Below are 22,610 nucleotides of genomic sequence, written 5' to 3'. Positions count from 1 at the left end.
TCAACCGTCCGGCCAGCGCACGTCCGGAAACCTCTCTTCATCCAGGCCGATGACCGATACGATTTCCACCAGCGCGCCGCTCGCGTCGATCCCCCAGTACGTCGGGACCACCTGATCTCCGCCGAGCCCGAACGCGACGAGGTTCCCGAGCGTCCCTTTCCACTCGGCATGACCGAGGCTCCCGCCCGGCGCGTCGCGGGTCGCTCGGAGCGCCTGCATGAGCTCGCCGCTGTTTCGCTCGGCGCGACCATCGTTGATGTATTCCTTGTGCACGATGCCGCCGCGGATGGATTGGCGCACCTGGGGCGGCGGCGTGTATTCGGCGAACACGCTCGCATCCACGAAGCAGCCCGTCGCGGCGTCGGACGGATACCCCGTGCGTACTCCGGGGCGGGACGGCGCGGGATTCTGGCCCGCGACCGCCGCCGTCTCCCATCGCGTCGGGCGGCCGGCGCCGAAGACGACACGCGCGAGGAGCAGCTCATTGGCACGGCCTCGCTCGTCGTCATGGAGGAGCAACTCGACGGGGTAACGCCCCGGCGGGACGGTGCGCGAAAGCACGTGGTTGGCCGAGAGGTTCGCGAGCGGATCACCCGCCATGAGTTTTCCTGTCGGCACCACGAGCATTCCGATGCCCAAGCGACGCGCGGGCACGGCGACGAGTTGGTCCGCCTCCTCGTCGCGCACACGCAGCGGCGCGCCCGCGAAGAGGTCGTGGAAATCGAGCTGCGACGGCGCAGGTACGCTCGCCTTGGGGCGCTCCTGGGACGCCGAGGAATGGCCCGGAGGCGTGGGCACCGCGGCCACGGCCGGCGAAGTTTCCCGAGGCGCGGGCGTGGACGAGGTACTGCATCCGGAGAGCGGGAACAGCACCAAACTTGTGGCGAGCGATAACGTCGGCGGAAGGGCGCGTCGAGGGGGAAACACGGCGGGCGAGGGTAGCTGGAAATGGGGGGATATCAACCGGCGGCGCGCGCGGCCCGCACGAACCTGCGCACGCGTTCTACGTCGACAGGCTCCTCGATGCGCCCGTTCTCCTTGATGCTCGATCCCACGATCACGCCGTCGGCCGCGCCGAGGAAGGCCGTCACATTCTCCTCGGTCGCGCCGCTGCCGATGAGCACCGGCGAATCCCCGGCGAGCGCCTTCGCCTCCCGCACCTTCGCGAGATCCGGCGCGTCCCCCGTCATCTTCCCGGACACGATGAGCGCGTCGGCTCCGGAAAAACGCGTCCATTCGATGTGCGTCGCGAGATCGATACCCGGGAACCGCACCGAATGTTTCTTGTCGACGTCGGCGAACAGCTTGATGTGTTCGGCGCCGAGCTCCTTGCGCCGCCGCAAGAGCTCCGCCGCACACCCCTCGTCCCACGACCCCGCCTCCCACACGCCCGCGCCCGCGAGCATGCATACCCGGACGAACTTCGCGCCCGCGGCGATCGCGATTCCGAGCAGCGCGACGCCGCCGTTGTGCACGAGGTTGATGCCGAGCGGCAAGGGCACGACCTGCCCCACGGCCCGCGCCACGACCGCGTGCGCCGCGATGCTCTCGGGCGCGATGTGGGATCCTGCGCGGAAGGGGATGTCCCACATGTTCTCCACGATGATCCCGTCCACGCCGCCCTCCGCGAGCGCGCGTGCGTCGCGGATTGCGTGTTCGAGGATCACGTCCATCCCGTAACCCGAATATCCCGGCGCGCCGGGCAGCGGCCAGCAATGCACCATTCCGAGGACGGGCTTTTTCGTGCCGAAGAGGTCCCCGAGATCCTGGAGCTTGAGCGCGTCGAGGCGCGCTTTCCACGGAGGCGTCATGTCTCCCTTCCGATCGTTGGGTTTTTGTTTGCGAACAAGAATGATTCCAGCTCGATTCCATGCCCCGAGAGCAGGAGGGAAAGCTCCTCCCGCCCCGGCAGCGATGTCGCCGCGCCGAGCCGGCTCACGACGAGCGCGCCTGCGGCATTGCCCAGCCTGCCTGCGTTTGCCACGGAGGCGCCGCGGCGCCACGCGTAAAGGAATGCCGCGACGAACCCATCTCCGGCGCCCGTCGTATCACGCACGTCGGCGGGAAAAGAAGGCAGGAACGTTCGTGCGGGCCCTTCGGCCACGACGGCGCCCTGCGCGCCGAGCTTGCCCACGACGAGCGGCACGCCCGCGGCGAGGAGCTCCGCGATGGCGGCCTCGCAGGAGGTGGCGATGGGGTTCTCCGGGGCAAACCCGCCGAGCGCGCCGAGCTCGCTTTGGTTGCCGAAGAGCACCGAGAACTGCGGGGCGAGCGCGAAGAGCTCCGCGGCCCGGGCGCGGACGAGCGGCAGGCAAATGTCGAGTGAAATGGGGATTTCGCGGCGAAGCGCTTCCTCCATCAACGCGAGCGTCGTCGTCCACTGCTCGCCTTCGAGAAGCGCGTGCCCTGCCACGTGCAGGTGCACGACGTCCTGGAACACCGCCGCGAAATCGGGGCACGAGACCACGGCATTCGCGCCGCGGAAGCTCAGGAACGTCCGCTCGCCGCCGGGGGAAATGGCCACGACGCAGTGCCCGGTGGCCACCGCCTCGTGTGTCTCGACGAACGAAAGATCGACGCCCGCCTCCTTGGCGGCCCGGAGCGCGATCTCCGCCCCGGGATCACTTCCGACCGCCGTGACGAGCCGGGCGCGCGCGCCGAGCTTCGCGAGCGCCGTCGCCACGTTCGCGCCCGAGCCGCCGCTGCTGTACCCGAGCGACGTCATCGGCACGTCGTCGCCCTCGTCCGGAAAACGCACGAGCGTGCTCGAGAGGTCTGCGTTCGCGTCGCCGACGACGAGGAAAACCATGCCGACAGACTCTAGCCCGGACGGTCTCCGAAAGCCATCATGGGCACGCCATATCGCGAGCTGACCGCAAGGTGGCTGGCGAAGGTCCTCGGCTAAGCTCCGCGGATAGAGATCCGCGAGGGGATCACGTGTAGGATGAACGAGGTTCGGCAGGGGAGCGGAACATGAAGATCCTGCAGGTCATTCACGGGTACCCGATGCGGTACAACGCCGGCTCGGAAGTGTACACGCAGACCCTCTGCCACGCGCTCGCGCCGCGCCACGAGGTGCACGTCTTCACGCGCGAGGAGGACTCGTTCGCCCCCGATTTCGCGCTCCGGCGCGAGCACGACGTGTCCGATTCGCGCGTCACCCTGCACGTCGTCAACATGCCGCGGAGCCGCGACAGGTACAGGCACGTCGAGGTGGATCAGCGGTTCGCCGAGCTCTGCGACGAGCTTCGCCCCGACGTGGTCCACGTGGGCCACCTCAATCACCTCTCCACGTCGCTCCTCGTCGTCCCGGCCACGCGACAGATCCCCATCGTTTACACGCTGCACGATTACTGGCTCATGTGTCCGCGCGGCCAGTTCATGCAGATGCACCCGGAAGATCCGAACAACCTCTGGGCCGCCTGCGACGGGCAGGAAGATCGAACATGCGCCGAGCGCTGCTACGCGCGGTATTTCTCCGGCGCGCCCGACGAGCGTGCCGAGGACGTCGCCTACTGGACGGGCTGGGTGTCGCGGCGCATGAAACACGTGCGCGAAATGGTCGAGCTCGTGGACGTCTTCGTTGCGCCTTCGCGGTATCTCCACGATCGGTACCGTGATCATTTCGGAATCCCGCCACGGAAGCTCACGTACCTCGATTACGGGTTCGAACTCGAAAGACTTCGGGGACGCCGCCGGGAGCGCGGCGAGCCGTTCACGTTCGGGTACATCGGGACGCACATCCCGGCCAAAGGAATTCACCATTTGATCGAGGCCTTCGGCGCGGTTCGTGGGGACGCGCGCCTGCGGATCTGGGGGCGACCGCGGGGGCAGGACACGGATGCGTTGCGGGAGCTCGGAAGGCGGCTGCCCGGCGACGCGCCCGGCCGCATCGAATGGCTTCCCGAATATCGCAACCAGGACATGGTGCGCGACGTCTTCGATCGGGTCGATGCGATCATCGTACCGAGCGTGTGGGTGGAGAACTCTCCGCTCGTCATTCACGAGGCCCTCGCGGCCGGCGTCCCCGTGATCACGGCGGATGTCGGCGGAATGGCAGAGTACGTCCATCACGAGGAGAATGGCCTCCTGTTCGCGCACCGCGATCCCTCGGCGCTCGCGAAGCAGATGCAGCGCCTCGTTGACGAGCCGGACCTCGCGCGGCGCCTCGGGAGCCGAGGGTACGTGCAGGATCCGGAAGGTCGCGTCCCCGACATCGATTCGCACGTGCGCGCGGTCGAGGCCATGTACGAAAAAGCCCTCGCGCGCAGGGACACGGCCCGGCTCGATCCGCGGCCGGGGCCGTGGCGCATCACGTTCGACACGAACCCGGACACCTGCAACCTGCAATGCGTGATGTGCGAGGAGCACTCCCCGCACAGCGACAAGCAGGACAAACGCCGGCTCCTCGGCAAACCTCGCCGGGTCATGCCGATCGAGCTCGTTCGCAAGGTGGTCGAAGAGGCCGCGGGCAAGGGCCTCCGCGAGATCATCCCCTCCACCATGGGCGAGCCGCTCCTCTACGAGCATTTCGAGGAGATCATCGAGCTCTGCCGCAAGTACGGCGTGAAGATGAACCTCACCACGAACGGGACGTTCCCGCGCCTCGGCGCCCGCGCCTGGGCCGAGCGTATCGTGCCCGTGACGTCGGACGTCAAAATCTCCTGGAACGGCGCCACGAAGGGGACACAGGAGCGCGTCATGATCGGCGCGCGATGGGAGAAGATGCTCGACGACGTGCGCACCTTCGTCGATGTGCGCGACACGCATGCCCGGACGAACCCCGACCGGTGCCGCGTCACGTTTCAGCTCACGTTCCTGGAGACGAACGTCCACGAACTCGCCGATATCGTGCGGCTCGCGATCGAGCTCGGCGTCGATCGCGTCAAAGGCCACCACCTCTGGGCGCATTTCCCGGAGATCGAAGAGCTCTCGATGCGGCGGAGCCCCGAAGCGATCCAGCGGTGGAACGCGGCCGTGCTCGACGCGCGTGCCGCGGCGTCGGCGAAGACGTTGTCCAATGGAAAATACCTCCTGCTGGAGAACATTTTCCTCCTCTCGGAATCCGCGTCGGAAGACCTCGCGCCGGGCGGGCCTTGTCCCTTTTTGGGGCAAGAGGCGTGGGTGAGCGCGGAGGGCCGGTTCGATCCGTGCTGCGCCCCGGACGAGCAGCGACGCACGCTCGGCGAGTTCGGGTCGCTGCGTGCCCAGGGGCTTTTGGAAATCTGGAACGGAGAACCGTATCGGCGCCTCGTCGCGACCTATCGAACGCGAGGCCTTTGCCTCGGCTGCAACATGCGCAAACCGGTGGGAACGCCATGACGATGGAATGGCAACGCGCGCGCGTGGCCGAGGAGGGCACGCACCACGTCGTCTCTGGCGAGCCCCTTTACGACGAGCGGTTCGACGAGGTCCTCGCGTTCCATGCGCCGGGCCTCGCGCCCGTGCGCCGCGCGGACGAGGCCTTTCACATCGACGTGTTTGGACGGGCCGCATATCCGCGGCGCTTCGAGCGCACGTTCGGCTTTTACGAGGGCCGAGCCGCCGTGCGCGGGCGGGATGGATGGCACCATATCCTGCCGGAGGGGACCGACCTCTATCACGACCGTCACGCCTGGTGCGGGAACTATCAGCACGATCGATGCGCCTTCCGTGACGATCGCGGGCTCTACGGCCACCTCGATCCCGGGGGTCGTCCGATTTCCGCGACGCGATGGCGTTATGCCGGCGATTTTCGCGAGGGCTCGGCCGTGGTGCAGGCCGAGGACGGGCGTTCGACCCACGTTCGCGCGGACGGCACGCTTTGGCATGGCCTCTGGTTCGTGGACCTCGACGTGTTCCACAAGGGGTTTGCCCGCGCGCGGGACGAATCCGGGTGGATGCACGTGGATCGGGGAGGGCGGGCCATGTACGCGCGCCGATTCGAGGCGGTCGAGCCGTTCTACAATGGCCAGGCGCGCGTCGAGCGATTCGACGGGGGACGCGAGGTCATCGACGAGCGAGGCGATACGATCGTGGAGATTCGGCCCGCCCGCGCGACCGATTTCGCCGCGCTCTCCGCGGACCTCGTGGGGCACTGGAGGACGGATACGCTCGCCGCGGCCGTGTCCCTCGGCGTATTCGACGGTTTGCCCGGCACGGAAAACGCTCTCGCGGAGCATTGCGGGACGCCCGTCGACAAGATGCGGCGTTTGCTCCGGGCCCTCGCGGAACTCGGCGTGGCCACGCGGCGACCCGACGGCGACTGGATCGCCACACCCAAAGGCGCGTTTCTCCGCGCGGATCATCCGCTCACGCTCACCGGCGCCGCGCTCGAATACGCGGGACCGCTCCGGGAGCGGTGGACCTCTCTCGCGAGGGCATTACGCGCCGAGGTCCATCGGCCCGACGACATCTTCCGCGAGGTCGCGCGCTTGCCGGAACGATGCCGCACGCACCACCGCATGCTGGAGAGCTACGCCCGGTACGATTACGAGCCCCTGGTTGCGTGTTTGCCCATTCAGGCCGGCGATGTCGTCGTCGACGCGGGCGGAGGCACGGGCACGCTTGCATCTCTCGTCGCCGCGACGTGGCCTTCGAGCCAGGTCCTCGTGCTCGATCTCCCGGGCGTCGTGGCGGCAGCCGAGCCGAGGGCCTCCGTTCGGTTCGTCGAAACGAACCTCTTCGAGCCCTGGCCTGTCTCGGCCGACGTCGTGCTCCTCGCGCGTGTGCTCCACGACTGGGACGACCCCGACGCGATCCGCCTTCTCGCCCGCGCGCGTGATGCATTAAAACCAGGCGGCCGCATTGCCATCGTGGAAATGGTGCTCGACGAAGTCGGACCCGGCGGTGGGCTCTGTGACCTCCACCTCCTTGCCGTGACGGGCGGCCGTGAGCGGACGCGCCACGATTTCGAGCGAATCCTCGACGCCGCGGGGCTCCAGCTCACGCGCGTGCAAGCGACGCCGTCCCTGCCGCAAATCCTCGTGGCGTCGCCCGCCTGACGGCTCTTGGTAGGCCCTTCCCACGGAGCCCCCATCCGATCCATCATCCGACGCATGAAGCTCTGCGGCTTTCGCATCAGCAATTACCACAACAAGGTCCGCCTCGCTCTCCTGGAGAAGGGCATCCCGCACGAAGAGGATCCGAGCTGTTTTCCCTCCCAGGATCCCGAGTATCTCGCGCGATCTCCCATGGGCCGGGTGCCCGTCCTGGAGACGCCGCACGGCGTCGTCTGCGAGTCGCAGGTGATCTGCGAGTACCTGGAGGAGGTGTACCCGGACAACCCTCTCTATCCGCGTGATCCGTTCGCCCGCGCCAAGGTCCGCGAACTCATCCAGATCTTCGAGCTCAACATCGAGCTCGTCGCGCGGCGTACCTACCCTTCTGCGTTCATGGGCGCTTCGCTCACCGACGAGGCCAAGGCCGCGATCAAGGCCGATCTCGCCAAGGGCGTCCGGGCCTTCTTGCAGCTCGCGAAGTTCGATCCGTTCGTCGCCGGCTCCGCGTTCACCCTCGCCGACTGCGCGGTGGCCGTGCACTACCCGCTCGTCTCGCTGGCCACCCAGCGCGTGTTCGGCGCGGACGTCTTCGCCGAGGTGCCCCAGGTCGTTGCGTACGTCGAGAGGATCGGCCAGCGGCCGCACGTCGCGCGGGTCCGCGAAGACAGCCGCGAGGCGTTTGCCCAGCTCATGGCAAAACGCCGCGGCTGAGCCCTCTTTCCAATCGACGACGGCGGGGGCGTTCGTGTTATAAGCCCCTCGCCATGCCTCTCGTCCCGCCGAAGAGCGCCCGCCCTCCGCGTGAAGCCCACCGCCTCGACGAACCCTCGCTCGCGCGCTGGCTCGCGGCGAACGTCGACGCGTGTCGCGGCGGCGGCGTGGTCACCGCGCTCCAGTTCCAGGGCGGTCAGTCGAACCCGACGTACTGGATCGGCTTTTCGGGCCCCGATGGAGACGTCGAGCTCGTTCTGCGCAAGAAGCCGCCGGGGGAGCTCCTGCCTTCGGCGCACGCGGTCGAGCGCGAATACCGCGTCATGCGCGCGCTCGCCGGCTCGGACGTACCCGTGCCCGACGCCCTCGCGCTCTGCGAGGATCCGGCCGTGATCGGCACACCGTTTTTCGTCATGCGCCACGTCCCGGGCAGGATCTTCTGGGATCCGCAGCTTCCGGGGACGAGCGGCCCGGACGAACGCCGCGCGATCTACGACGACCTCGTCCGCGCGCTCGCCGCCCTCCACCGCGTGGATTACGCGGCCGTTGGCCTTGGCGATTATGGCAAGGTCGGCGGGTTCGTCCCGCGCCAGGTGCAGCGCTGGTCGCGCCAGTACGAGGCCTCGCGCACGGGTGATGTGCCCGCGATGGAGGCGCTCATGGCCTTCCTCGGAAAGAGCGCGCCCAAGCATGACGAGACCACGCTCGTCCACGGCGATTATCGCATCGACAACGTGATCATCGCGGCGAACGAGCCTCGCGCGCTCGCGCTCATCGACTGGGAGCTCTCGACGCTGGGGCATCCGGTGAGTGATCTCGCGTATCTCTGCATGGGGTATCACCTCGCGCTGCCGGGGCGCGGCAGCCTCGTCGGTGCGGATTTCGGGGCGCTTGGCATTCCCGACGAGAAGGGGCTCGTCGAGATGTATTGCAAGCTCACGGGCCGGGGCGAGATCGAGGACTGGCCTTATTTCATGGCGTTCGGCATTTTTCGGTTGGCGGCGATCGCGCAGGGCGTCTACAAGCGCAGCTTGCAAGGCAACGCGAGCTCGGAGAGCGCGGGCGCTTTTGGGGCCGCGGTTTTTGCGCTGGCCGATCTTGGATGCAACATCGCCGGGGTTCGCGCGGGCTAGTCATCATGGGAGCACGGAGGAACATCATGCGGGGGTTTTTCGCGGCAATGCTCGGGATCGGTCTCCTCGGATGCGGGGCCTCGGAGGCCACGCTGGACGGCCCGGATGCGCCCACGCAGGCGTCGATGGAATGCGAGGGCCCGCAGCCGCCCGTCGTGCAGAACGTGCGCTGGCTTGGCCCCGCAAAGGACCCGGGCAAGGCGCCGCTCGCTGGCGTGGCCGTCGAGGTGAACAAGGCCTTTGCTTTCGAGCAAGGCGTGGAGATCACGGTGCGGGAGGTCAAATACACGCCCGTTGCCGCGGATCGGAACCTCGCCATGGCGCGGGTCACGGTGCGTCACGGGAGCGAGACGAAAGACGTCAGCCTCGGGCGTGAATTGCCGGGCGGGAAGGTGTGTTATCAGCAGGCGACGGGGGTCTGGGTCGGCCTCGTGGAGACCGTGCCGAACAAGGCCATGCTCCGCGTGGGTTTGCCCCCGGCCGAGCCCTGAATGTCTTTGCATCGGCCGCATCGCGGCCGATGCACCAACAGTCCAGCGCTTGCGCTGGTCCGGGTCCAGGGGTGGACAACCCCTGGTCGGGCCCGGGGTGAAACCCCGGCGCTACGCCATCAGAGCCGCCCGTCGACGACGCTCCAGCTCACGTTCGCGAAGAAGTCCTCGAGGTACTTCGCGCGCTCGGTGGGCTTGAGGTACGCGCTCCAGGCGTGCTCCCAGAGGTCGAGCACCACGATCGGGCGGTGGCCTGCGGGGTGGCCGACGTCGTGGCGGTCGATCCAGTAATTGTCGAATTGGCCGCGCGTGGGGTCGAAATACGTGATGGCCCAGCCGACGCCTGGCATCTTGGCGACGCCGAGGAAGTCCTTCTTCCAGTCGTCGAAGCTGCCGTACTGGCGCGCGATGGCCTCGGCGAACCGCGAGTCCTTGCCGTCCGTGGCCTTTGCCGTGAGGTTGTCGAAGTAATACTCGTGGAGCAGGACGCCGTTGATCTCCCAGCCTGCGCGGCGTTTCAGCTCGTTGTACTCGAACGTGCTCGCCTTGTTCTCGGCGACCATCGACGCGAGCGTCTCGTTCAGCTTGTTCGAGCGCGTGACGTATCCATTGTAAAGCGTGAGGTGGACGGCGACCTGATCGTCGGTGATGCCCTGCAGACCCTTGAGCGCCGAATAATCTTTCGCCGTGTACTTCGCCGGGATGATGGCCATGTTCGCCTCCTCTTTCGCGTCTTTTCGTAGGTGCGAAAGGGAAGCGGCGCAAGGAAGCCTCCAATGCGTCGGCAGCTCTCCAACACGTTGGCAGCCGTGCCGAAAGATCGGCCGCTTCAGTCTGCGGCCTTCGCGCAACGCACGCCCGTGCTGACGTGGCCCGTGGCGCGGTCGAATGCGTACCGTGTCGTCGTCTTAGCGGCGCTCGACACGAAATCCCAGGAGCCGCCGCGGATCACGCCCTTCGCGCCTGTGGGAACGAGTGGGTCCTTGCGCTCGGCTTTGGTGTAGGCGCCCGGATCGAAGGCGTCCGCGACCCATTCCCAGACGTTGCCGGCCATGTCGAGCGCGCCGAAGGGGCTTGCGTGATCGGGGAACGAGCCCACGGGCATCGTGCCTTTCGCTCGTCCTGGGCACTGGCCCGCCGCGCGCGAGAAATTGCCGAGCGTGCACGTGGCGGGCTCCTCGCCCCAGGGATAGAGACGCTCGTCCTTGCCACGCGCGGCGTATTCCCATTCGGCCTCCGTCGGCAATCGTTTGCCGAGGAATGCGCAGAGCTTTGCCGCCTGCCCTTGGTCGATGCAATTGATGGGGTGGCGCGCCTTCGCCGGATCGGGCTCCGTGCAGAAGGGCGCGAACTTCGTGGCGTCGGCCTCGTCCACGCCTGGCCCGTGCACGCCGCTCCGCGTGCATTTCCCCGCGGCCACGCAGCGCGTGTACTCCTCCGCTGCGACCTCGGTGCGGTCGATGTAAAACGGCTTCGAGATCGTCACGGTGTGCGCCGGTTTTTCGGTTTTGCCTTCCTTCGCGTGCCCCATCGTGAAGCTGCCTGCGGGCACGAGGACCATGTCCGCCGTCGGGCTCGGGAGCTCCACGTGGCCAAACTCGGGGCCCATGCGGGAGACCGTCGGAATGGGCTCGATCTCGCCTCGATTCTTGATCACGAAGGACGCCGTGAGCGCGGCCGCGACGAACATGAATGCGCCGGTCGCCGCGAAAAGAGAGCGCCGCGAGGAGACGGGTTTGCTCGTGCGGGCTTCGGTGATCTGGGGCGAGGTCGTGAGCGAATCGTGGATGTCTCCGCGGACCACGGTGGTGCCCGGCGCGTCGTCCTCGATGGGCGAGGGGAGCGCCTCGCGCAGCGCGTCCCAGAACAGCCGCGCCGAGGTGTATCGGCCGCGTGGCTCGATTGCGAGCGCCTTCTGGAAGACGGCCTCGATGGCGTGGCTCGTGCGTACGCCGTGGGTGCGGGGCGTGGGCCGGAGCGAGACGTCGGTCGTGGCGATGTAGAGCTGCGTGACGTCGTCGCCGACGAGCGCGCTTTTGCCCGAGCAGAGCTCGACGAGCACGAGCGCGAGCGCATACACGTCGGTCCACGGCCCGGTCGCGCCGAACCTCCGATTGAATTGCTCGGGCGCACCATAAAAGGGCGTGAAAATCGACGGCGCGTGCCCGGTCTGCTCCATCGCGCGGGTGATCGAGGCATTGTCGGCGATGACCTTGGCGATGCCGAAATCGAGCACCTTCATCGTGGGCGCGCCGGCGGGGGTGTGCGGGGCTGCGCCCCCCACGTCGCTCAGGAAGAGGTTCGCGGGTTTGATGTCTCGATGCGCGATGCCCTCGTCGTGCGCCGCGGCGAGCGCGAGCGCCGCGGGTTCGAGCAGCGCCGCGGCGTCGGCGAGGGGCATGCCTCCCTGTTTGTCCGCGTTCCGGCGCGCGAGGAATGCTTCGAGTGTCTCGCCGTGGAGCCATTCGAGCACGAGATACGGCGCCCAGACCCCGCTCGGGGCGACGGCCGCGCCGACGTCGAGGGCCTGGACGACCGAAGGTGTGGCGCGCGAGAGCTTGCGGAGCAGGCGCCCTTCTTCGAGGAAGCTCTGCTGGAAACGTTCGCGTTCGTCCGGGGCGAGGGTAGGGGGAATCTTCAGGCACTTGACGGCGACCGGCTCGCCGAGCCCGAGGTGCTGGGCGCGGTACACGATGCCGAACCCGCCTTCGCCGACGACCGCCTCGATGCGGAACTTGCCGTCGATGGTTTGGCCCACCCAGGCGAAGGGATCGGCGAGAGCAGCAGACGCCATGCAGGTGCCGAGGATAACGCGAAGGCGAGCACCGGGGGAAGGGGAAGCTTTCGCTTATTCGGTCTCGGACGGCGACGAACAGGCCCGGGGTCCACCGGTCCCCTCGGGGGGACGAAGGCGGAGGCTTCGGCTACCCTGAGGACCCATGCAGACGCGCTCACCGCTTCCCCCGGGACCCGAGGAGCCGCCTTTCCTCCAGGCGATGCGCTTCGGCCGCGACCCTTACGCCTATCTCGAAGACTGCGTCCGCCGCTACGGCGACGTATTCACGTTACGTTTGCCCGGCGACCCGCCGCGCGTGGTCAGCAGCGATCCCGCGATCGTGCGGCAGATCTTCGCGCTCAAGCCCGACGATTATGCCCAGGGCAAGCAATCGTTCCCGATGAACATCGGCGAGAACTCGCTGCTCTTCCTCGACGGCGATCGGCACCACCGCGAGCGCCAGCTCATGATGCCGCACCTGCACGGCGAGCGATTGCGCAGTTATGCCGCCTCGATGTGCGCGTGCACGGACCGCGTCGTCGATCGCTGGAAGCCCGGCGCCGAGCTCGCCATTCACAGCGAGCTGCAGGACATCACGCTCGACGTCATTCTTCGATGCGTCTTCGGCGCAGAAGACGACAAGCGCGCGGCGCGTATTCGTGGCCCGCTGCTCACGTGGCTCAATGGGGCCATGACGCCGGCGCTTTTTTTCGCCTCGGCGCTCCTCAATGCGAACCGCGTGCGCGCCATGCTCGACACGGTCGTGCGCCGTCGCCTCGCGGGCGGGCCCGTGCCGCGGCGGCCCTTGCTCCCGTGGGAGAAATGGGGCGCGGCCAAGGCCGAGGTGCTCGAATACCTGCGCGAGGACGTCGAGCGCTGCCGCAAAGAGGGCACCGCGGGGCGCTCCGACGTGCTCGCCTTGCTCTCGGAGGCCCGTTACGAGGACGGCGGGCTCATGGACATGGAGCACGTGCAGGACGAGCTCGTCACGTTGCTCGTCGGGGGCCACGAGACCACGGCGAATTCGCTCACCTGGGCGCTCTGGCACGTGCTCTCGCGGCCGGAGGTGCTCGCCGAGATCCGCGCCGAGAGGAAACGTGTCTTCGGGGACAACCCTTTCGATCCGGCGCGCGCGGGTGAGCTCGTTTATCTCGACGCGTGCATCAAGGAGGCGATGCGCATCACGCCGATCGCGCCGGCGGTGGGCCGCCATCTGAGGCGCCCGATGCGCATTCGCGAGTACGAGATCCCGTCGGACACGATCGTGTGGGCTTGCGTCGCCCTCGCGCACCGGCGCACGGATACGTGGGGCGACCCCGCGCGCTTCCGGCCCGAGCGGTTCCTCGAGCCCGGCGCGGCCCCGACGAACCATTTTTTCCCGTTCGGCGGCGGAAGGCGGACCTGCCTCGGGATGGCGTTCGCCGGCGTCGAAATGCGGATCGTGCTCGGGCGGATCCTCGAACGCGTGGAGCTCCGGATCACGCCCGGGTCGAATGCCCAGGCCGAGATCCGGGGGATCACGATCACGCCCTCGAAGGCGCTCGAGATCTCGGTGGAGCGGCGGCTACCCTCGCGGAGCTCGTAGCTCGGCCAATGCGCCGTGCAGGAACGCCGTGACGTTCTCGGCGCTCCACGTATTTCCCGGCAAGAGCCCTGGGGTCTTCGTCGTCAACGTCCCCTGCGCATCGATCGTCACGCGTCGCCCCGCGTCGAAGGACTCGCCCTTCACGCGGGCGACCGCGATCTCGCCCGGCCACGTGCGCTGCAGGAACGTCACGACTTGCGCGGCCATTTCGTCCAGGTTCTCGATCCGCGCGACGACGGCTCGATCCGCGGTGAGCACGATCTCGGTGATCTCACTTCCGGCCAGGTAAAACACGATCGACTTCGCCCGCGCTTCCGATCGCGCGAGCACGGCAAACTCCGGCGCCACGGCGACGGCCAGGGCTTGCATCAGGTCTTCCTTGAAGTGATACGTACCCGGCCGCTCGGCCGGCGTGAGCCAGCCGTGCTCGTTCAGCTTGGCCACGAGCCGCGGAAGGTTCTCCTCGGAGAACACGCGAAACAGCGATTCGTCGAGCCCCACGAGCTTCTTTGCATTCAGGAAGCCGACGAGGGCCGCGAGCTCCTCGATTTCGAGCGTATGAGCTTTCATCGTTTGCCCTAATCCCACAGGCCGTTCCAGGTGTCGGAGGCCCAATCCTTCGCGCCCTCCCAGGCGTCGGACACCGTCTCTTTGGTGGCCTCCCAGGCGTTCGAGACCCCGTCGATCCCGCCGACGACCCCATCCATGATGACATCGCCCGCGCCGTCGGTGAACTTCTGCCCGCCGCTGCGATCGGGCAGTTGGTCACGCCAGTACGAGATTCCGGACCGCTGACCGGAGAGCGGGCTCGACGTGTCGCGCCCCTCCTGGCCGAGATAATCGTATCCCGGGCCCTGGTTGTGATAATTGTACAGATATCCCCCGGCATCGTGTACGGCGCCGTGATACCCGATCGCCGAGTCGTTGCCGTCGACCGCCGCATTGCCCGGACCGACGAGCCCTCCGGTCGGATTGAGGAGCGCGCCGAATACGGGATCCATCCCCAGCGCATCGCCGGCGACCTGGCCATACCGGAGCTGCGAGGTGCTCCCCATGTGGTCCCCGTGGAGCCAGCCGTTGACCCCGGGGGGCGGATCCATGCCCTTCTCCGCGGCGATCCGCTCCTGCTCGGCGAGCGCGGCCTGATACCTCTGCCAATCCTGCTGGATCTGCTCGAGCGGCTTGCCGCGCGCCTCCGCGATTTGCCGGAGCGCCTCCTGGACATCGGGGTGGTTCGGGTCGTGGCGATGCTCCCAGAGCGTTTGCATCGCCTCCTTCAATTGCTCGGAGTTCGCCCCTTGCCATTCCTTGCCCACGAGCGTGGACAGATATTCGTCCGTGAAGAGCGCCGCCACCGCGTCGCCGGGTGCGAGAGGCCCGATGAGGACCGTGGGAAACCCCATGGCGACGACGCCATCGTGCCGCGTCAGATCGCCCTTGCGCGCCGCGGGTTTGCCGCCGATGAGCACGGTGGGCGCGCCCGTCTTGATCACGTCGGTCGGGCCCTCGCATTGGCAGAGGTCGTCGATCCGCGCGGCCGCCTGTCCCCCAATGACGACGGTCGGACACCCCGGCGGGAGAATCGGCCCCCCGACATGCGCCGGACAGGTGTGCGCATCACCAACACGTGCGGCAAGCTGGGTCATGGCTCGCACGCGATGGTATCAGAGGAGGGCCGGCGAGCGCAGCAAAAAGTAAATGAGTGGTTTCGAGGGGTTGGGGGCGCGGGAGATCCGCCCTGCACAAATCCCCCTTCCCCTCCCACCCCCGCTTCCCGTACTCTCCCCCACCATGTCCCTCGATCCCCCGGATCCCACTCTCTACGTCCGCGCCCCCATCATGACCGCCGAGGGGGGCATCACCCTCTGCCGCGCCCTCTTCGCGGCCTGCCCCAAGGACGCCTCCACGGCCCTCCTGAAATCCGCCGCCAAGATCAACACCGCAGCCGACAAAGCCCAAACCGCCCTCGCCATCCGCCAGAAAGCCCTCGGCAAAGTCTCCGACGACGCCGCGCGCCTCGTCGATCAAGCCGGCGACACCTCCTGGAGCGCCCTGCGCATGCGCCTCCTCGCATTCGCCGACCTCCCGATCGCCAAATACCAGGACGCCAAGCGCGCCGCCGAGCTCGTGACCATTCTCTTTGGGCCCGACGGTCTCTCCTTCCTCAAGGAGACCTATCCCGTGCAATGGTCCACCGCCGACACCATCCTCAAGCGGATCGACGAGGAGGGGCTCGAAAAGGACATCGATCGTATCGCCGGCAAAGTCTTCCTCGACAACGTCCGCGCCCAGCACGAGCAGTATGGCGCCATGGTGCAAGGCATCCTCCTCCGCGAGCAGGCCGAAGGCGTCAACCTCGCCGACCACGTCCGCGCCATGGGCCGCGCCATCGTCGAATACGCCACCAAGGTCTGCGCCTCCGTCGACGAGGACGACGAATCCAGCATCGCCTCCGCCCGCTCCGCCCTCCGCCCCCTCGACGCGTATCGCGAAGCCGCCGCCCGCCGCGGGAGCAACGAAAAACCACCCGCCGGCACTGAATCCATACAGCCAGACTGATCAAAACCACCCGCGCAAGGTCGATCGACCTCCCGAACCGCCTTCGAACCGCCCCCAAACCCCTCCCTCGACCCACCGGATTGTAAGGCAAACAAGATTCAGGCACTTCGGCGACCCCGAGGAAGTGCTTTCATCGACGCCGCCGAGGTCGAAGGACCTCTCCCATTGTCCTTCCAAGCCGTTCGGGGAGGTCCGTCCAGGTCGGGAAGCCCGTCGCATCCGGGCTCTTTGGCATATTCCGATGGATCGGCTCGAGTGAACCTTGGTAAGAGGGAAGCTCGGGCGGGCCATGAAGCTACGTTACGATGTGCTCCTCGGCGAGGCGCGGGACATCATCCTCTTCATCGGTGACGACGGCCGGATCCTCGAAGCGAATCCGGCAGCTTCCCACGCCTACGGATATTCGCAGGACGAGCTCCAGACGCTCACCATCCGCGATCTCCGCGACCCCGACACCCAGGCCGAGATCGGCCCGCAACTGGCGCGCGCCCTCCACGAGGGCTTGCTCTTCGAAACGTCGCATCGCCGCAAGGATGGGTCCACGTTCCCCGTCGAGGTGAGCACGAAGCACATCGACGAGGGCAAGACGCTCGTCAGCGTCATTCGCGACATCACCGAGCGAAAACACGCCGAAGCCGAGCTCGTCCGCGCCCGCGAGGAGCTCGAAGAGCGCGTGCAAGAACGGACCGCCGAGCTCGAACACGCAAACGCCAAGCTGCGCGAGCAGGTCGAGGCCCTCGAAGCCGCCCGTCGTATCATCGAGCAACAAGCCGAGGAGCTGCTCGACCGGGGCGCGCCAATTCTTTGCATCCGGGAAGGGCTGCTCCTTTCGCCCCTCGTCGGCCCTTTCGACGCACCACGCGCCTCGCGTTTTTCCGGGCGCGTGCTCGCCGCCATCGCCGAGCTCCGCGCACGGCTGCTCCTGCTCGACGTGACCGGGGTGCCCCGGCTCGATTCCGTCGCCGTGCGCGCCCTGCTCGACGTGATCGCCGCCGCAAAGCTCGTCGGCGCGAGCGTGATCGTGACGGGGATTCGCGCGGCCGCGGCAAGGGAGCTCGCGACGGGCGGGTTCGACGTGTCGGGGTTGTCCACCTATTCGACACTCGCGCGCGGGCTCACGGAGGCCTTGCGCAGGATGAGCGCAGAGGCCATCACGAGGCGCTGAATCCCGCAGGACCGCCGAGGAGACGGAAGGTGAACGACTACCTGGCCACGACGGACATCATTGATTGGCAGCATCCCGAGGTCGCCGCGCTTTCGGCCGCGCTGGCGAAGGGCGCCACCGGGCCGGTCGAGACCGCACGGCGCTGCTTCACCTGGGTGCGCGACGAGGTCCGCCATACCCTCGACATCCAGGCCGGGCCGCTCACGTGCACGGCCTCGGAGGTGCTGCGCCACCGCGTCGGCTTCTGCTACGCCAAGAGCCATCTGCTGGCAGCCCTCTTGCGCGCGAATGGCCTGCCTGCCGGGCTCTGTTATCAGCGGCTCGCCCACGAATCAGGCTTTTGCCTGCACGGCTTCAATGCCGTCCATCTGCCAGGTCTCGGCTGGTACCGGATCGACGCGCGCGGCAACAAGCCCGGCATCGATACCGTCTTCGAGCCGCCAAGCGTTCGGCTGGCCTACGCCGCGACGGCGCCCGGGGAGGCGACCGATCCGACCGTGTATGCGCATCCGCTGCCGGTCGTCGTGGCCAAGCTGCGCGCGCATGCGGACTGGCAAAGCTTCGCCGCGGATCTGCCGGATCAAACGCTTGCGACCGTATGAGGATCGAGAAGAGACATGAGGGGACGAAAAGATCGGATTGGAAACATCATCCGGATCAAGATCGACGACAACACCTTCGCATATGGTCGTGTCATCGACAGCGGCTTCCTGGAATTCTACGATCCGAAGATCGCCGCAAACGAATCAGGGGACGGCTGGCGCGAGCTTGCGGGCTCGAAGCCGATCTTCACGCTGTCCGTGCACAAGAGCTGGAAGAAGAACGAGAACTGGGTGGTCGTGGGAAACGAGCCGCGGGACGTCCCGGGAATTCCTTCGCAGTTCATGCAGAACATCGCCGATCCATCGGACATCAAAATCATCGATTCTGCCGGGCAAGCGAGACCTGCCAGCATCGAGGAGGTCCAGGGGATCGAAAGGCTCGCGGTCTGGGAAGACAATCACGTCGAAGACAGGCTGCGTGATCATCTCGTCGGCCGACCGAACGTCTGGGTCGAACAACTGAAACCCAAGCGTCCTTCCTGAGACGCCGAGGGCTTGCCCTCGGCGGAATCTTCTTCACCGCTTCCGCGCAATCGTGAGCCCGAGCTGGTCGAGCGCGTCCCTTAGCCCGCTCGCGAGATCCGCGCGGGAGCGCAATGTCCCGAGATCGACGCCGGCCTCGACCATCGCGCGCGCCATGTGCGGGCGTACGCCCACGAGGATCGCCGTGGCGCCGAGCAATTCGACGCCCCGCGCCGCGCCCATCAAATGCTCGGCCGTCTCCGCGCCGACCGAGGGCAAACCCGTCACGTCGAGCAGCACGACGCGTGATTGGTTCTCCACGACCGCCTGGAGCAGGAGGGGCGTGAGGTGCGCCGCGCGCGCGGCGTCGAGCGCTCCCACGAGTGGGAGCACGAGGATGCCCGGGTAGAGTGGGAGCACCCGCGCGGAGAGCTTCACGATTTCCTCGGCCTGCGCGCGCACGAGCTTCTCGCGCGCCGCGAGGTACGCGTCCGCGAGCGCCGCCGCGCCCATGTAGCTCACGCGGGCCCGGAGCTGCTCCCAGTGGACGCGCGCTTCGAGGTCGTCGCCAAAAAAGATGGCAAAATCCTCGGTGACCACCTCGAAGCCGATGAGCATGCCTCGCAGGATGTCCGTGATGGTCACGCCGAGCCCCGAGCGTTGCTCGCCGATCGCTCGGAGCAGAGCCGGGAACGCTTGCGATTCGCTCGCTCGAAGGTCCTGACCCATCGCCTCGAACGCGCGCTTGAAGGCCCCGCGCCGCGCCTCTTTCGGTAGGTCCCGGTAAAAGGGGATGTACGCGGCTTCCACGCGCGCGCACGACGCCGTGACGTTGTCCTCGAGCCGCTCCCAGAAGGCTTCGATCACGCGCTGCATGCACCTGCTCCGCCCGCCATGTTGCACGAGGGTGGGCAGCGAAGGAAAGGTCGCGTGGAGAGTCCCGTTACGTCAGGCGGGGACGTCGACCGGCGACACCATCGTGTCGATCAGCGAGATCAGTCGATCGTGGTCGACGGGTTTCGTGAGGTGATGATCGAAGCCGGCCTTCCGTGCGCGTTTTCGATCCTCTTCCTGCCCGTACCCCGTGATCGCGACGAGGATGGCCACGCGCGTCTCGCGCTGCGCGCGCAGGCGGCGCGCGACCTCGTATCCATCGAACCCCGGCAAGCCGATGTCGAGCAGGACGAGCTCGGGCTGGAACGATGTGGCGATCTGGAGCGTGCTCGGCCCGTCGTGCGCGACGCGGGTCTCGTGCCCCAGGTACCCGAGCATCAAGGCCAGGCTCTCCGCGGCGTCGACGTTGTCGTCCACGACCAGGATGCGCCGCGGCTCGCCTCGGCACATGAGCCCCCGCTCCTCGCTCGTCGGCGCGGGCAGCTCCTCCGCGGGCGCGGCGCGGTGGATCGGCAAACGCACGGTGAACTCGGCGCCCTGGCCCGCGCCGCCGCTCTGCGCCGCGACCTTGCCGCCGTGCATTTCCACGATCGTGCGTACGAGCGTGAGGCCGATGCCGAGGCCGCCCTGCGCGCGGTCGATGGCGCGGCTCGATTGCGTGAAGAGGTCGAAGACGTGGGGCAGGACGTCGGGGGCGATGCCCATTCCATTGTCCTCGACGCGGATCTGGACCTCGTCGCCCTGGACCTCGGCGGAGAGCCGGACCTGGCCCCGGCTCTCCGTGTACTTCGCCGCGTTGTTGAGCAGGTTCGAGAGGACCTGCGAGAGCCGGCCGAGGTCTCCTTCGAGCATGACGTTGCCCGGGGGCAGCTTGATCGAGAGCGTGTGCCCGGCCGCGTCGATGAGCGGGCGGCTCGTTTCCACCGCGCGGCTCACGATCGCGGCGAGGTCGATGCGCTCCTTGCGCAGGCCGAGCTTGCCCTGCGTGATACGAGCGACGTCGAGCAGGTCGTCGACCATGCGCGCAAGCTGCTCGGATTGGCGATCGATCATGTCGTGGAGCCGCTCGATGCGCGGGTTGTCCGAGCGTATGCAGTGGAGCACGCCCACCGCATTGCGGATCGTCGCCAGGGGGTTTCTGAGCTCGTGCGAGAGCATGGCCAGAAATTCGTCTTTGCGTCGGTCGGCGGCCCGGAGCGCCTCTTCCGTCCGCTGCCTTTCGTCGTGCAGCGCCGCCTCGGCCCTCTTGAACGCCGTGATGTCGACGAAGGCCCCGATCGAGCCGCGTAGCTCGCCGTTCGGGCCGAGCAGCGGGACGGCGCTGCCGAAGATGGTGATGCGGTCTCCGTCATCGAAGACGAGCTCCTCCTCCCAATCACGCGCGGGCTCTCCGCGCGCGGCTTTTTGGATGGGCAGATTTTCGGGGCGGAGCTCCTTGCCGTCGCGGAAGATGCGTATGTGCGGCACGGTGTCGCCTTCCGCCCCCGTCTTCGAGATGTTCGTCTGCGTGAGGGGCACGCGCATCATCTCGTACGCGGTGCGGCTGGCGGTGATGACGTGGCATTGCGGGTCGTGGGCGATCCAGATGGCGGCCGGCGTCGCATCCATCATCGCCTCGATCTCCTGGGCCCGCGCCCGCGCGCGCTCCTCGCTCTTCCGGAGGCCGTCTTCGAGTTGCTTGCGATCGCTGATGTCCATCACCGACCCGACATAGCCGCAAAAATCGCCCCGCGGGCCGAAGCGCGGGGTCGCCGAGTCGAGCGCCCAGCAATATTCGCCGTCCTTTCGTCGCAAGCGATATTCGAGCCGCATGGATTCGCGCAGGCGGGAGGCCGTGAGGAATTTCGTCCAGATCTCCTCGCGGTCGTCCGGGTGGACCGCGTCGAGCCAGCCGCGGCCCAGGGCGCGCTCCAGGGGTTGGCCGGTGAAGTCGTACCAGCGCTGGCTCAGGAAGGTGCAGGCGCAGTCCGTGCCCGTGACCCAGATCATCACCGGGGCGGTGTCCGCCATGTTGCGGAAGCGCAATTCGCTCTCGCGGAGGGCCTCCTCGACGCGTTTTCGATCCGTGATGTCCGTCGATACCCCGCAGACGGCGTAGGGGTTGCCGTGGCGATCCCGGAGGGGAAACTTGAGCGAGAGGAAGGTATGGACCTTGCCGTTGATGACCATTTCCTCCTCGCCCTCGAGAACACGCTCGGTGCGGAGCACCTCGAGGTCGTTCCGGCGGAAGACGTCGGCGCTTTCGGGATCGAGGAGATCGTGATCGGTCTTTCCGAGGATCTGGCTCTGGGGTAGGCCGAAGTTCGCCTGCACGCGCGGGTTCGCGAGGAGGAAACGCCCGCTCGCGTCCTTGACGAAGATGGCGGCGGCGGAGTTGTTGATCAGCGCCTCCAGCATCTCCTTGGTCTCGCGGACCTCGTGCTCGGTTCGCACGCGATCGGTGATGTCGCGCCACGTCGCCATGAATCCGTCGCCCATCCGGACCGCGCGCACGTCGTAGGCACGCTGCAAGCGCCCGTCAGGGTCGTCGTTCTCGTTTTCGTAATGGAGGGCCTCGTTGAAGAGGGGCTCGCCCGTCTCGACGACCCGCGCATAACGCTTGATGCCCCGCGCGGCGCGCGGAGCGGGGTAGAGCTCGCGGAGCGTCTTGCCGATCTGCGCCTCGCGCGGGATCCGGTGGAACTCGCAGGCGGCGGCGTTCACATAGTCGGTGCGAAAATCGACGATGGCGCCGGACGCATCGCGGACGGCCGAATAAATGCCCACCGCGTCGAGCGAGCTCTCGACGGTCGTCCGGAAGCGCTCCTCGCTCGCACGGAGCCGGGCTTCCTGGGTTTTTTCCGCCGTCACGTCGAGCGATACGCCGACCATACGCGGCCGCCCGGCGTCGTCCACGAGCACACGGCCGCGGGAGCGAATCCACCGGATGGTGTCGTCGGATCGGCGAATGCGGTATTCGGCAATGAAGTCTTTCCTCTCCGCGAACGCGGCCGCGAAGCGCGCTTGCGTGGGCGCGAGATCTTCCGGATGGACGGCCTTGCGCCAGGTTTCGCCCGACACCGGGCCCCCGTCCGGGTCGGGGCGCTCGCCGAACATGCGGTACACCTCGTCGGACCAGGAGCCGTGCTGCGCCCCCAGATCCCAGGACCAATGTCCTGCCCCGGACGCTCGGAGCGCGAGGTCGAGGAGCGCCCCGCTCTCGTCGTGCGGTCGGCAAGACGATCCCAACCCCGTGTCCATCCCGTCCTCCCG

The 22,610-nt window shown here is 67.5% G+C and carries 19 protein-coding genes; 10 read left to right on the top strand and 9 right to left on the bottom strand.

The genetic code is table 11. The features are described 5' to 3' along the window. The 3 genes from KEG38_RS44975 to KEG38_RS44965 all read right to left on the bottom strand — a co-directional run bounded on the left by KEG38_RS44975 (position 1) and on the right by KEG38_RS44965 (position 2,809). Positions 1–807, bottom strand: coding sequence for a DUF4241 domain-containing protein (locus KEG38_RS44975; protein ID WP_272426904.1), 807 nt, complete (start codon positions 805–807; stop codon positions 1–3). A gap of 152 nt (positions 808–959) precedes the next feature. Beyond that, positions 960–1,811, bottom strand: coding sequence for a BtpA/SgcQ family protein (locus tag KEG38_RS44970; RefSeq protein WP_272426903.1), 852 nt, complete (start codon positions 1,809–1,811; stop codon positions 960–962). Continuing rightward, positions 1,808–2,809, bottom strand: coding sequence for a carbohydrate kinase family protein (locus KEG38_RS44965; RefSeq protein WP_272426902.1), 1,002 nt, complete (start codon positions 2,807–2,809; stop codon positions 1,808–1,810). Before KEG38_RS44965 ends, KEG38_RS44970 begins: the two co-directional genes overlap by 4 nt. A 164-nt stretch (positions 2,810–2,973) precedes the next feature. On the opposite strand from KEG38_RS44965, the gene KEG38_RS44960 reads away from it, so the two are divergent. Genes KEG38_RS44960 through KEG38_RS44940 form a run of 5 tightly spaced genes read left to right on the top strand, consistent with a single transcriptional unit; the run spans position 2,974 to position 9,315 of the window. Then, the gene (locus tag KEG38_RS44960) at positions 2,974–5,322 is read left to right on the top strand and encodes a glycosyltransferase (protein ID WP_272426901.1); all 2,349 of its coding nucleotides are present in this window, start codon (positions 2,974–2,976) and stop codon (positions 5,320–5,322) included. Continuing rightward, the gene (locus KEG38_RS44955; RefSeq protein ID WP_272426900.1) at positions 5,319–6,983 is read left to right on the top strand and encodes a methyltransferase; all 1,665 of its coding nucleotides are present in this window, start codon (positions 5,319–5,321) and stop codon (positions 6,981–6,983) included. The genes KEG38_RS44960 and KEG38_RS44955 overlap by 4 nt, the downstream gene beginning before the upstream one ends. A gap of 54 nt (positions 6,984–7,037) precedes the next feature. Further along, on the top strand, positions 7,038–7,691 hold the full coding sequence (locus KEG38_RS44950; RefSeq protein ID WP_272426899.1) for a glutathione S-transferase family protein: 654 nt from the start codon (positions 7,038–7,040) through the stop codon (positions 7,689–7,691). Positions 7,692–7,744: 53 nt separating this feature from the next. Then, positions 7,745–8,824 (top strand): phosphotransferase family protein, encoded by a 1,080-nt coding sequence (locus KEG38_RS44945; protein WP_272426898.1) that lies wholly within the window; start codon positions 7,745–7,747, stop codon positions 8,822–8,824. Positions 8,825–8,850: 26 nt separating this feature from the next. Then, positions 8,851–9,315, top strand: coding sequence for a hypothetical protein (locus KEG38_RS44940; protein WP_272426897.1), 465 nt, complete (start codon positions 8,851–8,853; stop codon positions 9,313–9,315). Positions 9,316–9,434: 119 nt separating this feature from the next. On the opposite strand, the gene KEG38_RS44935 is transcribed toward KEG38_RS44940, so the two are convergent. Both KEG38_RS44935 and KEG38_RS44930 read right to left on the bottom strand, forming a co-directional pair. After that, positions 9,435–10,028: a superoxide dismutase gene (locus KEG38_RS44935; RefSeq protein WP_272426896.1), complete on the bottom strand. Its 594-nt coding sequence runs from the start codon at positions 10,026–10,028 to the stop codon at positions 9,435–9,437. Between the two features lie 116 nt (positions 10,029–10,144). Beyond that, positions 10,145–12,109, bottom strand: coding sequence for a bifunctional serine/threonine-protein kinase/formylglycine-generating enzyme family protein (locus KEG38_RS44930; RefSeq protein ID WP_272426895.1), 1,965 nt, complete (start codon positions 12,107–12,109; stop codon positions 10,145–10,147). Between the two features lie 145 nt (positions 12,110–12,254). On the opposite strand from KEG38_RS44930, the gene KEG38_RS44925 reads away from it, so the two are divergent. Beyond that, complete coding sequence (locus KEG38_RS44925; protein WP_272426894.1) at positions 12,255–13,676, top strand: cytochrome P450; 1,422 nt, start codon at positions 12,255–12,257, stop codon at positions 13,674–13,676. Here the strand turns inward: KEG38_RS44925 and KEG38_RS44920 are convergent. Next, complete coding sequence (locus tag KEG38_RS44920) at positions 13,656–14,246, bottom strand: hypothetical protein (RefSeq protein WP_272426893.1); 591 nt, start codon at positions 14,244–14,246, stop codon at positions 13,656–13,658. The genes KEG38_RS44925 and KEG38_RS44920 overlap by 21 nt on opposite strands. Positions 14,247–14,254: 8 nt before the next feature. After that, on the bottom strand, positions 14,255–15,322 hold the full coding sequence (locus tag KEG38_RS44915; RefSeq protein ID WP_272426892.1) for a PAAR domain-containing protein: 1,068 nt from the start codon (positions 15,320–15,322) through the stop codon (positions 14,255–14,257). A gap of 145 nt (positions 15,323–15,467) precedes the next feature. On the opposite strand from KEG38_RS44915, the gene KEG38_RS44910 reads away from it, so the two are divergent. From KEG38_RS44910 to KEG38_RS44895, 4 genes are all read left to right on the top strand, one after another. Beyond that, on the top strand, positions 15,468–16,235 hold the full coding sequence (locus KEG38_RS44910; RefSeq protein ID WP_272426891.1) for a hypothetical protein: 768 nt from the start codon (positions 15,468–15,470) through the stop codon (positions 16,233–16,235). Between the two features lie 289 nt (positions 16,236–16,524). Beyond that, positions 16,525–17,400, top strand: coding sequence for a PAS domain S-box protein (locus KEG38_RS44905; RefSeq protein WP_272426890.1), 876 nt, complete (start codon positions 16,525–16,527; stop codon positions 17,398–17,400). A gap of 29 nt (positions 17,401–17,429) precedes the next feature. Continuing rightward, positions 17,430–18,002, top strand: a complete 573-nt coding sequence (locus KEG38_RS44900) for a transglutaminase-like domain-containing protein (RefSeq protein ID WP_272426889.1) — start codon at positions 17,430–17,432, stop codon at positions 18,000–18,002. 15 nt (positions 18,003–18,017) lie between these two features. Further along, on the top strand, positions 18,018–18,485 hold the full coding sequence (locus KEG38_RS44895) for an Imm26 family immunity protein (protein WP_272426888.1): 468 nt from the start codon (positions 18,018–18,020) through the stop codon (positions 18,483–18,485). 33 nt (positions 18,486–18,518) lie between these two features. Here KEG38_RS44895 and KEG38_RS44890 read toward each other — a convergent pair whose 3' ends face one another. Next, positions 18,519–19,340, bottom strand: a complete 822-nt coding sequence (locus KEG38_RS44890) for an STAS domain-containing protein (RefSeq protein WP_272426887.1) — start codon at positions 19,338–19,340, stop codon at positions 18,519–18,521. Positions 19,341–19,412: 72 nt separating this feature from the next. Continuing rightward, positions 19,413–22,598 carry a PAS domain S-box protein gene (locus KEG38_RS44885; protein ID WP_272426886.1) on the bottom strand — a complete coding sequence of 1,062 codons (3,186 nt, stop codon included), beginning with the start codon at positions 22,596–22,598 and terminating at the stop codon, positions 19,413–19,415. Between the last annotated feature and the right edge of the window lie 12 nt (positions 22,599–22,610).

It is taken from the genome of Polyangium jinanense, from assembly GCF_028435265.1.
GTDB lineage: Bacteria > Myxococcota_A > Polyangia > Polyangiales > Polyangiaceae > Polyangium > Polyangium jinanense.
Note: the sequence above shows the minus strand (reverse complement) of the source record. Positions and strands in the feature narration are given on the sequence as shown.

What these genes read in the sequence shown, in the direction of transcription:
- KEG38_RS44970 (WP_272426903.1), bottom strand. Translation starts at nt 1,811, where the DNA reads ATGACGCCTCCGTGGAAAGCGCGCCTCGACGCGCTCAAGCTCCAGGAT.
- KEG38_RS44965 (WP_272426902.1), bottom strand. Translation starts at nt 2,809, where the DNA reads ATGGTTTTCCTCGTCGTCGGCGACGCGAACGCAGACCTCTCGAGCACG.
- KEG38_RS44960 (WP_272426901.1), top strand. Translation starts at nt 2,974, where the DNA reads ATGAAGATCCTGCAGGTCATTCACGGGTACCCGATGCGGTACAACGCC.
- KEG38_RS44955 (WP_272426900.1), top strand. Translation starts at nt 5,319, where the DNA reads ATGACGATGGAATGGCAACGCGCGCGCGTGGCCGAGGAGGGCACGCAC.
- KEG38_RS44950 (WP_272426899.1), top strand. Translation starts at nt 7,038, where the DNA reads ATGAAGCTCTGCGGCTTTCGCATCAGCAATTACCACAACAAGGTCCGC.
- KEG38_RS44945 (WP_272426898.1), top strand. Translation starts at nt 7,745, where the DNA reads ATGCCTCTCGTCCCGCCGAAGAGCGCCCGCCCTCCGCGTGAAGCCCAC.
- KEG38_RS44940 (WP_272426897.1), top strand. Translation starts at nt 8,851, where the DNA reads ATGCGGGGGTTTTTCGCGGCAATGCTCGGGATCGGTCTCCTCGGATGC.
- KEG38_RS44935 (WP_272426896.1), bottom strand. Translation starts at nt 10,028, where the DNA reads ATGGCCATCATCCCGGCGAAGTACACGGCGAAAGATTATTCGGCGCTC.
- KEG38_RS44930 (WP_272426895.1), bottom strand. Translation starts at nt 12,109, where the DNA reads ATGGCGTCTGCTGCTCTCGCCGATCCCTTCGCCTGGGTGGGCCAAACC.
- KEG38_RS44925 (WP_272426894.1), top strand. Translation starts at nt 12,255, where the DNA reads ATGCAGACGCGCTCACCGCTTCCCCCGGGACCCGAGGAGCCGCCTTTC.
- KEG38_RS44920 (WP_272426893.1), bottom strand. Translation starts at nt 14,246, where the DNA reads ATGAAAGCTCATACGCTCGAAATCGAGGAGCTCGCGGCCCTCGTCGGC.
- KEG38_RS44915 (WP_272426892.1), bottom strand. Translation starts at nt 15,322, where the DNA reads ATGACCCAGCTTGCCGCACGTGTTGGTGATGCGCACACCTGTCCGGCG.
- KEG38_RS44910 (WP_272426891.1), top strand. Translation starts at nt 15,468, where the DNA reads ATGTCCCTCGATCCCCCGGATCCCACTCTCTACGTCCGCGCCCCCATC.
- KEG38_RS44905 (WP_272426890.1), top strand. Translation starts at nt 16,525, where the DNA reads ATGAAGCTACGTTACGATGTGCTCCTCGGCGAGGCGCGGGACATCATC.
- KEG38_RS44895 (WP_272426888.1), top strand. Translation starts at nt 18,018, where the DNA reads ATGAGGGGACGAAAAGATCGGATTGGAAACATCATCCGGATCAAGATC.
- KEG38_RS44890 (WP_272426887.1), bottom strand. Translation starts at nt 19,340, where the DNA reads ATGCAGCGCGTGATCGAAGCCTTCTGGGAGCGGCTCGAGGACAACGTC.
- KEG38_RS44885 (WP_272426886.1), bottom strand. Translation starts at nt 22,598, where the DNA reads ATGGACACGGGGTTGGGATCGTCTTGCCGACCGCACGACGAGAGCGGG.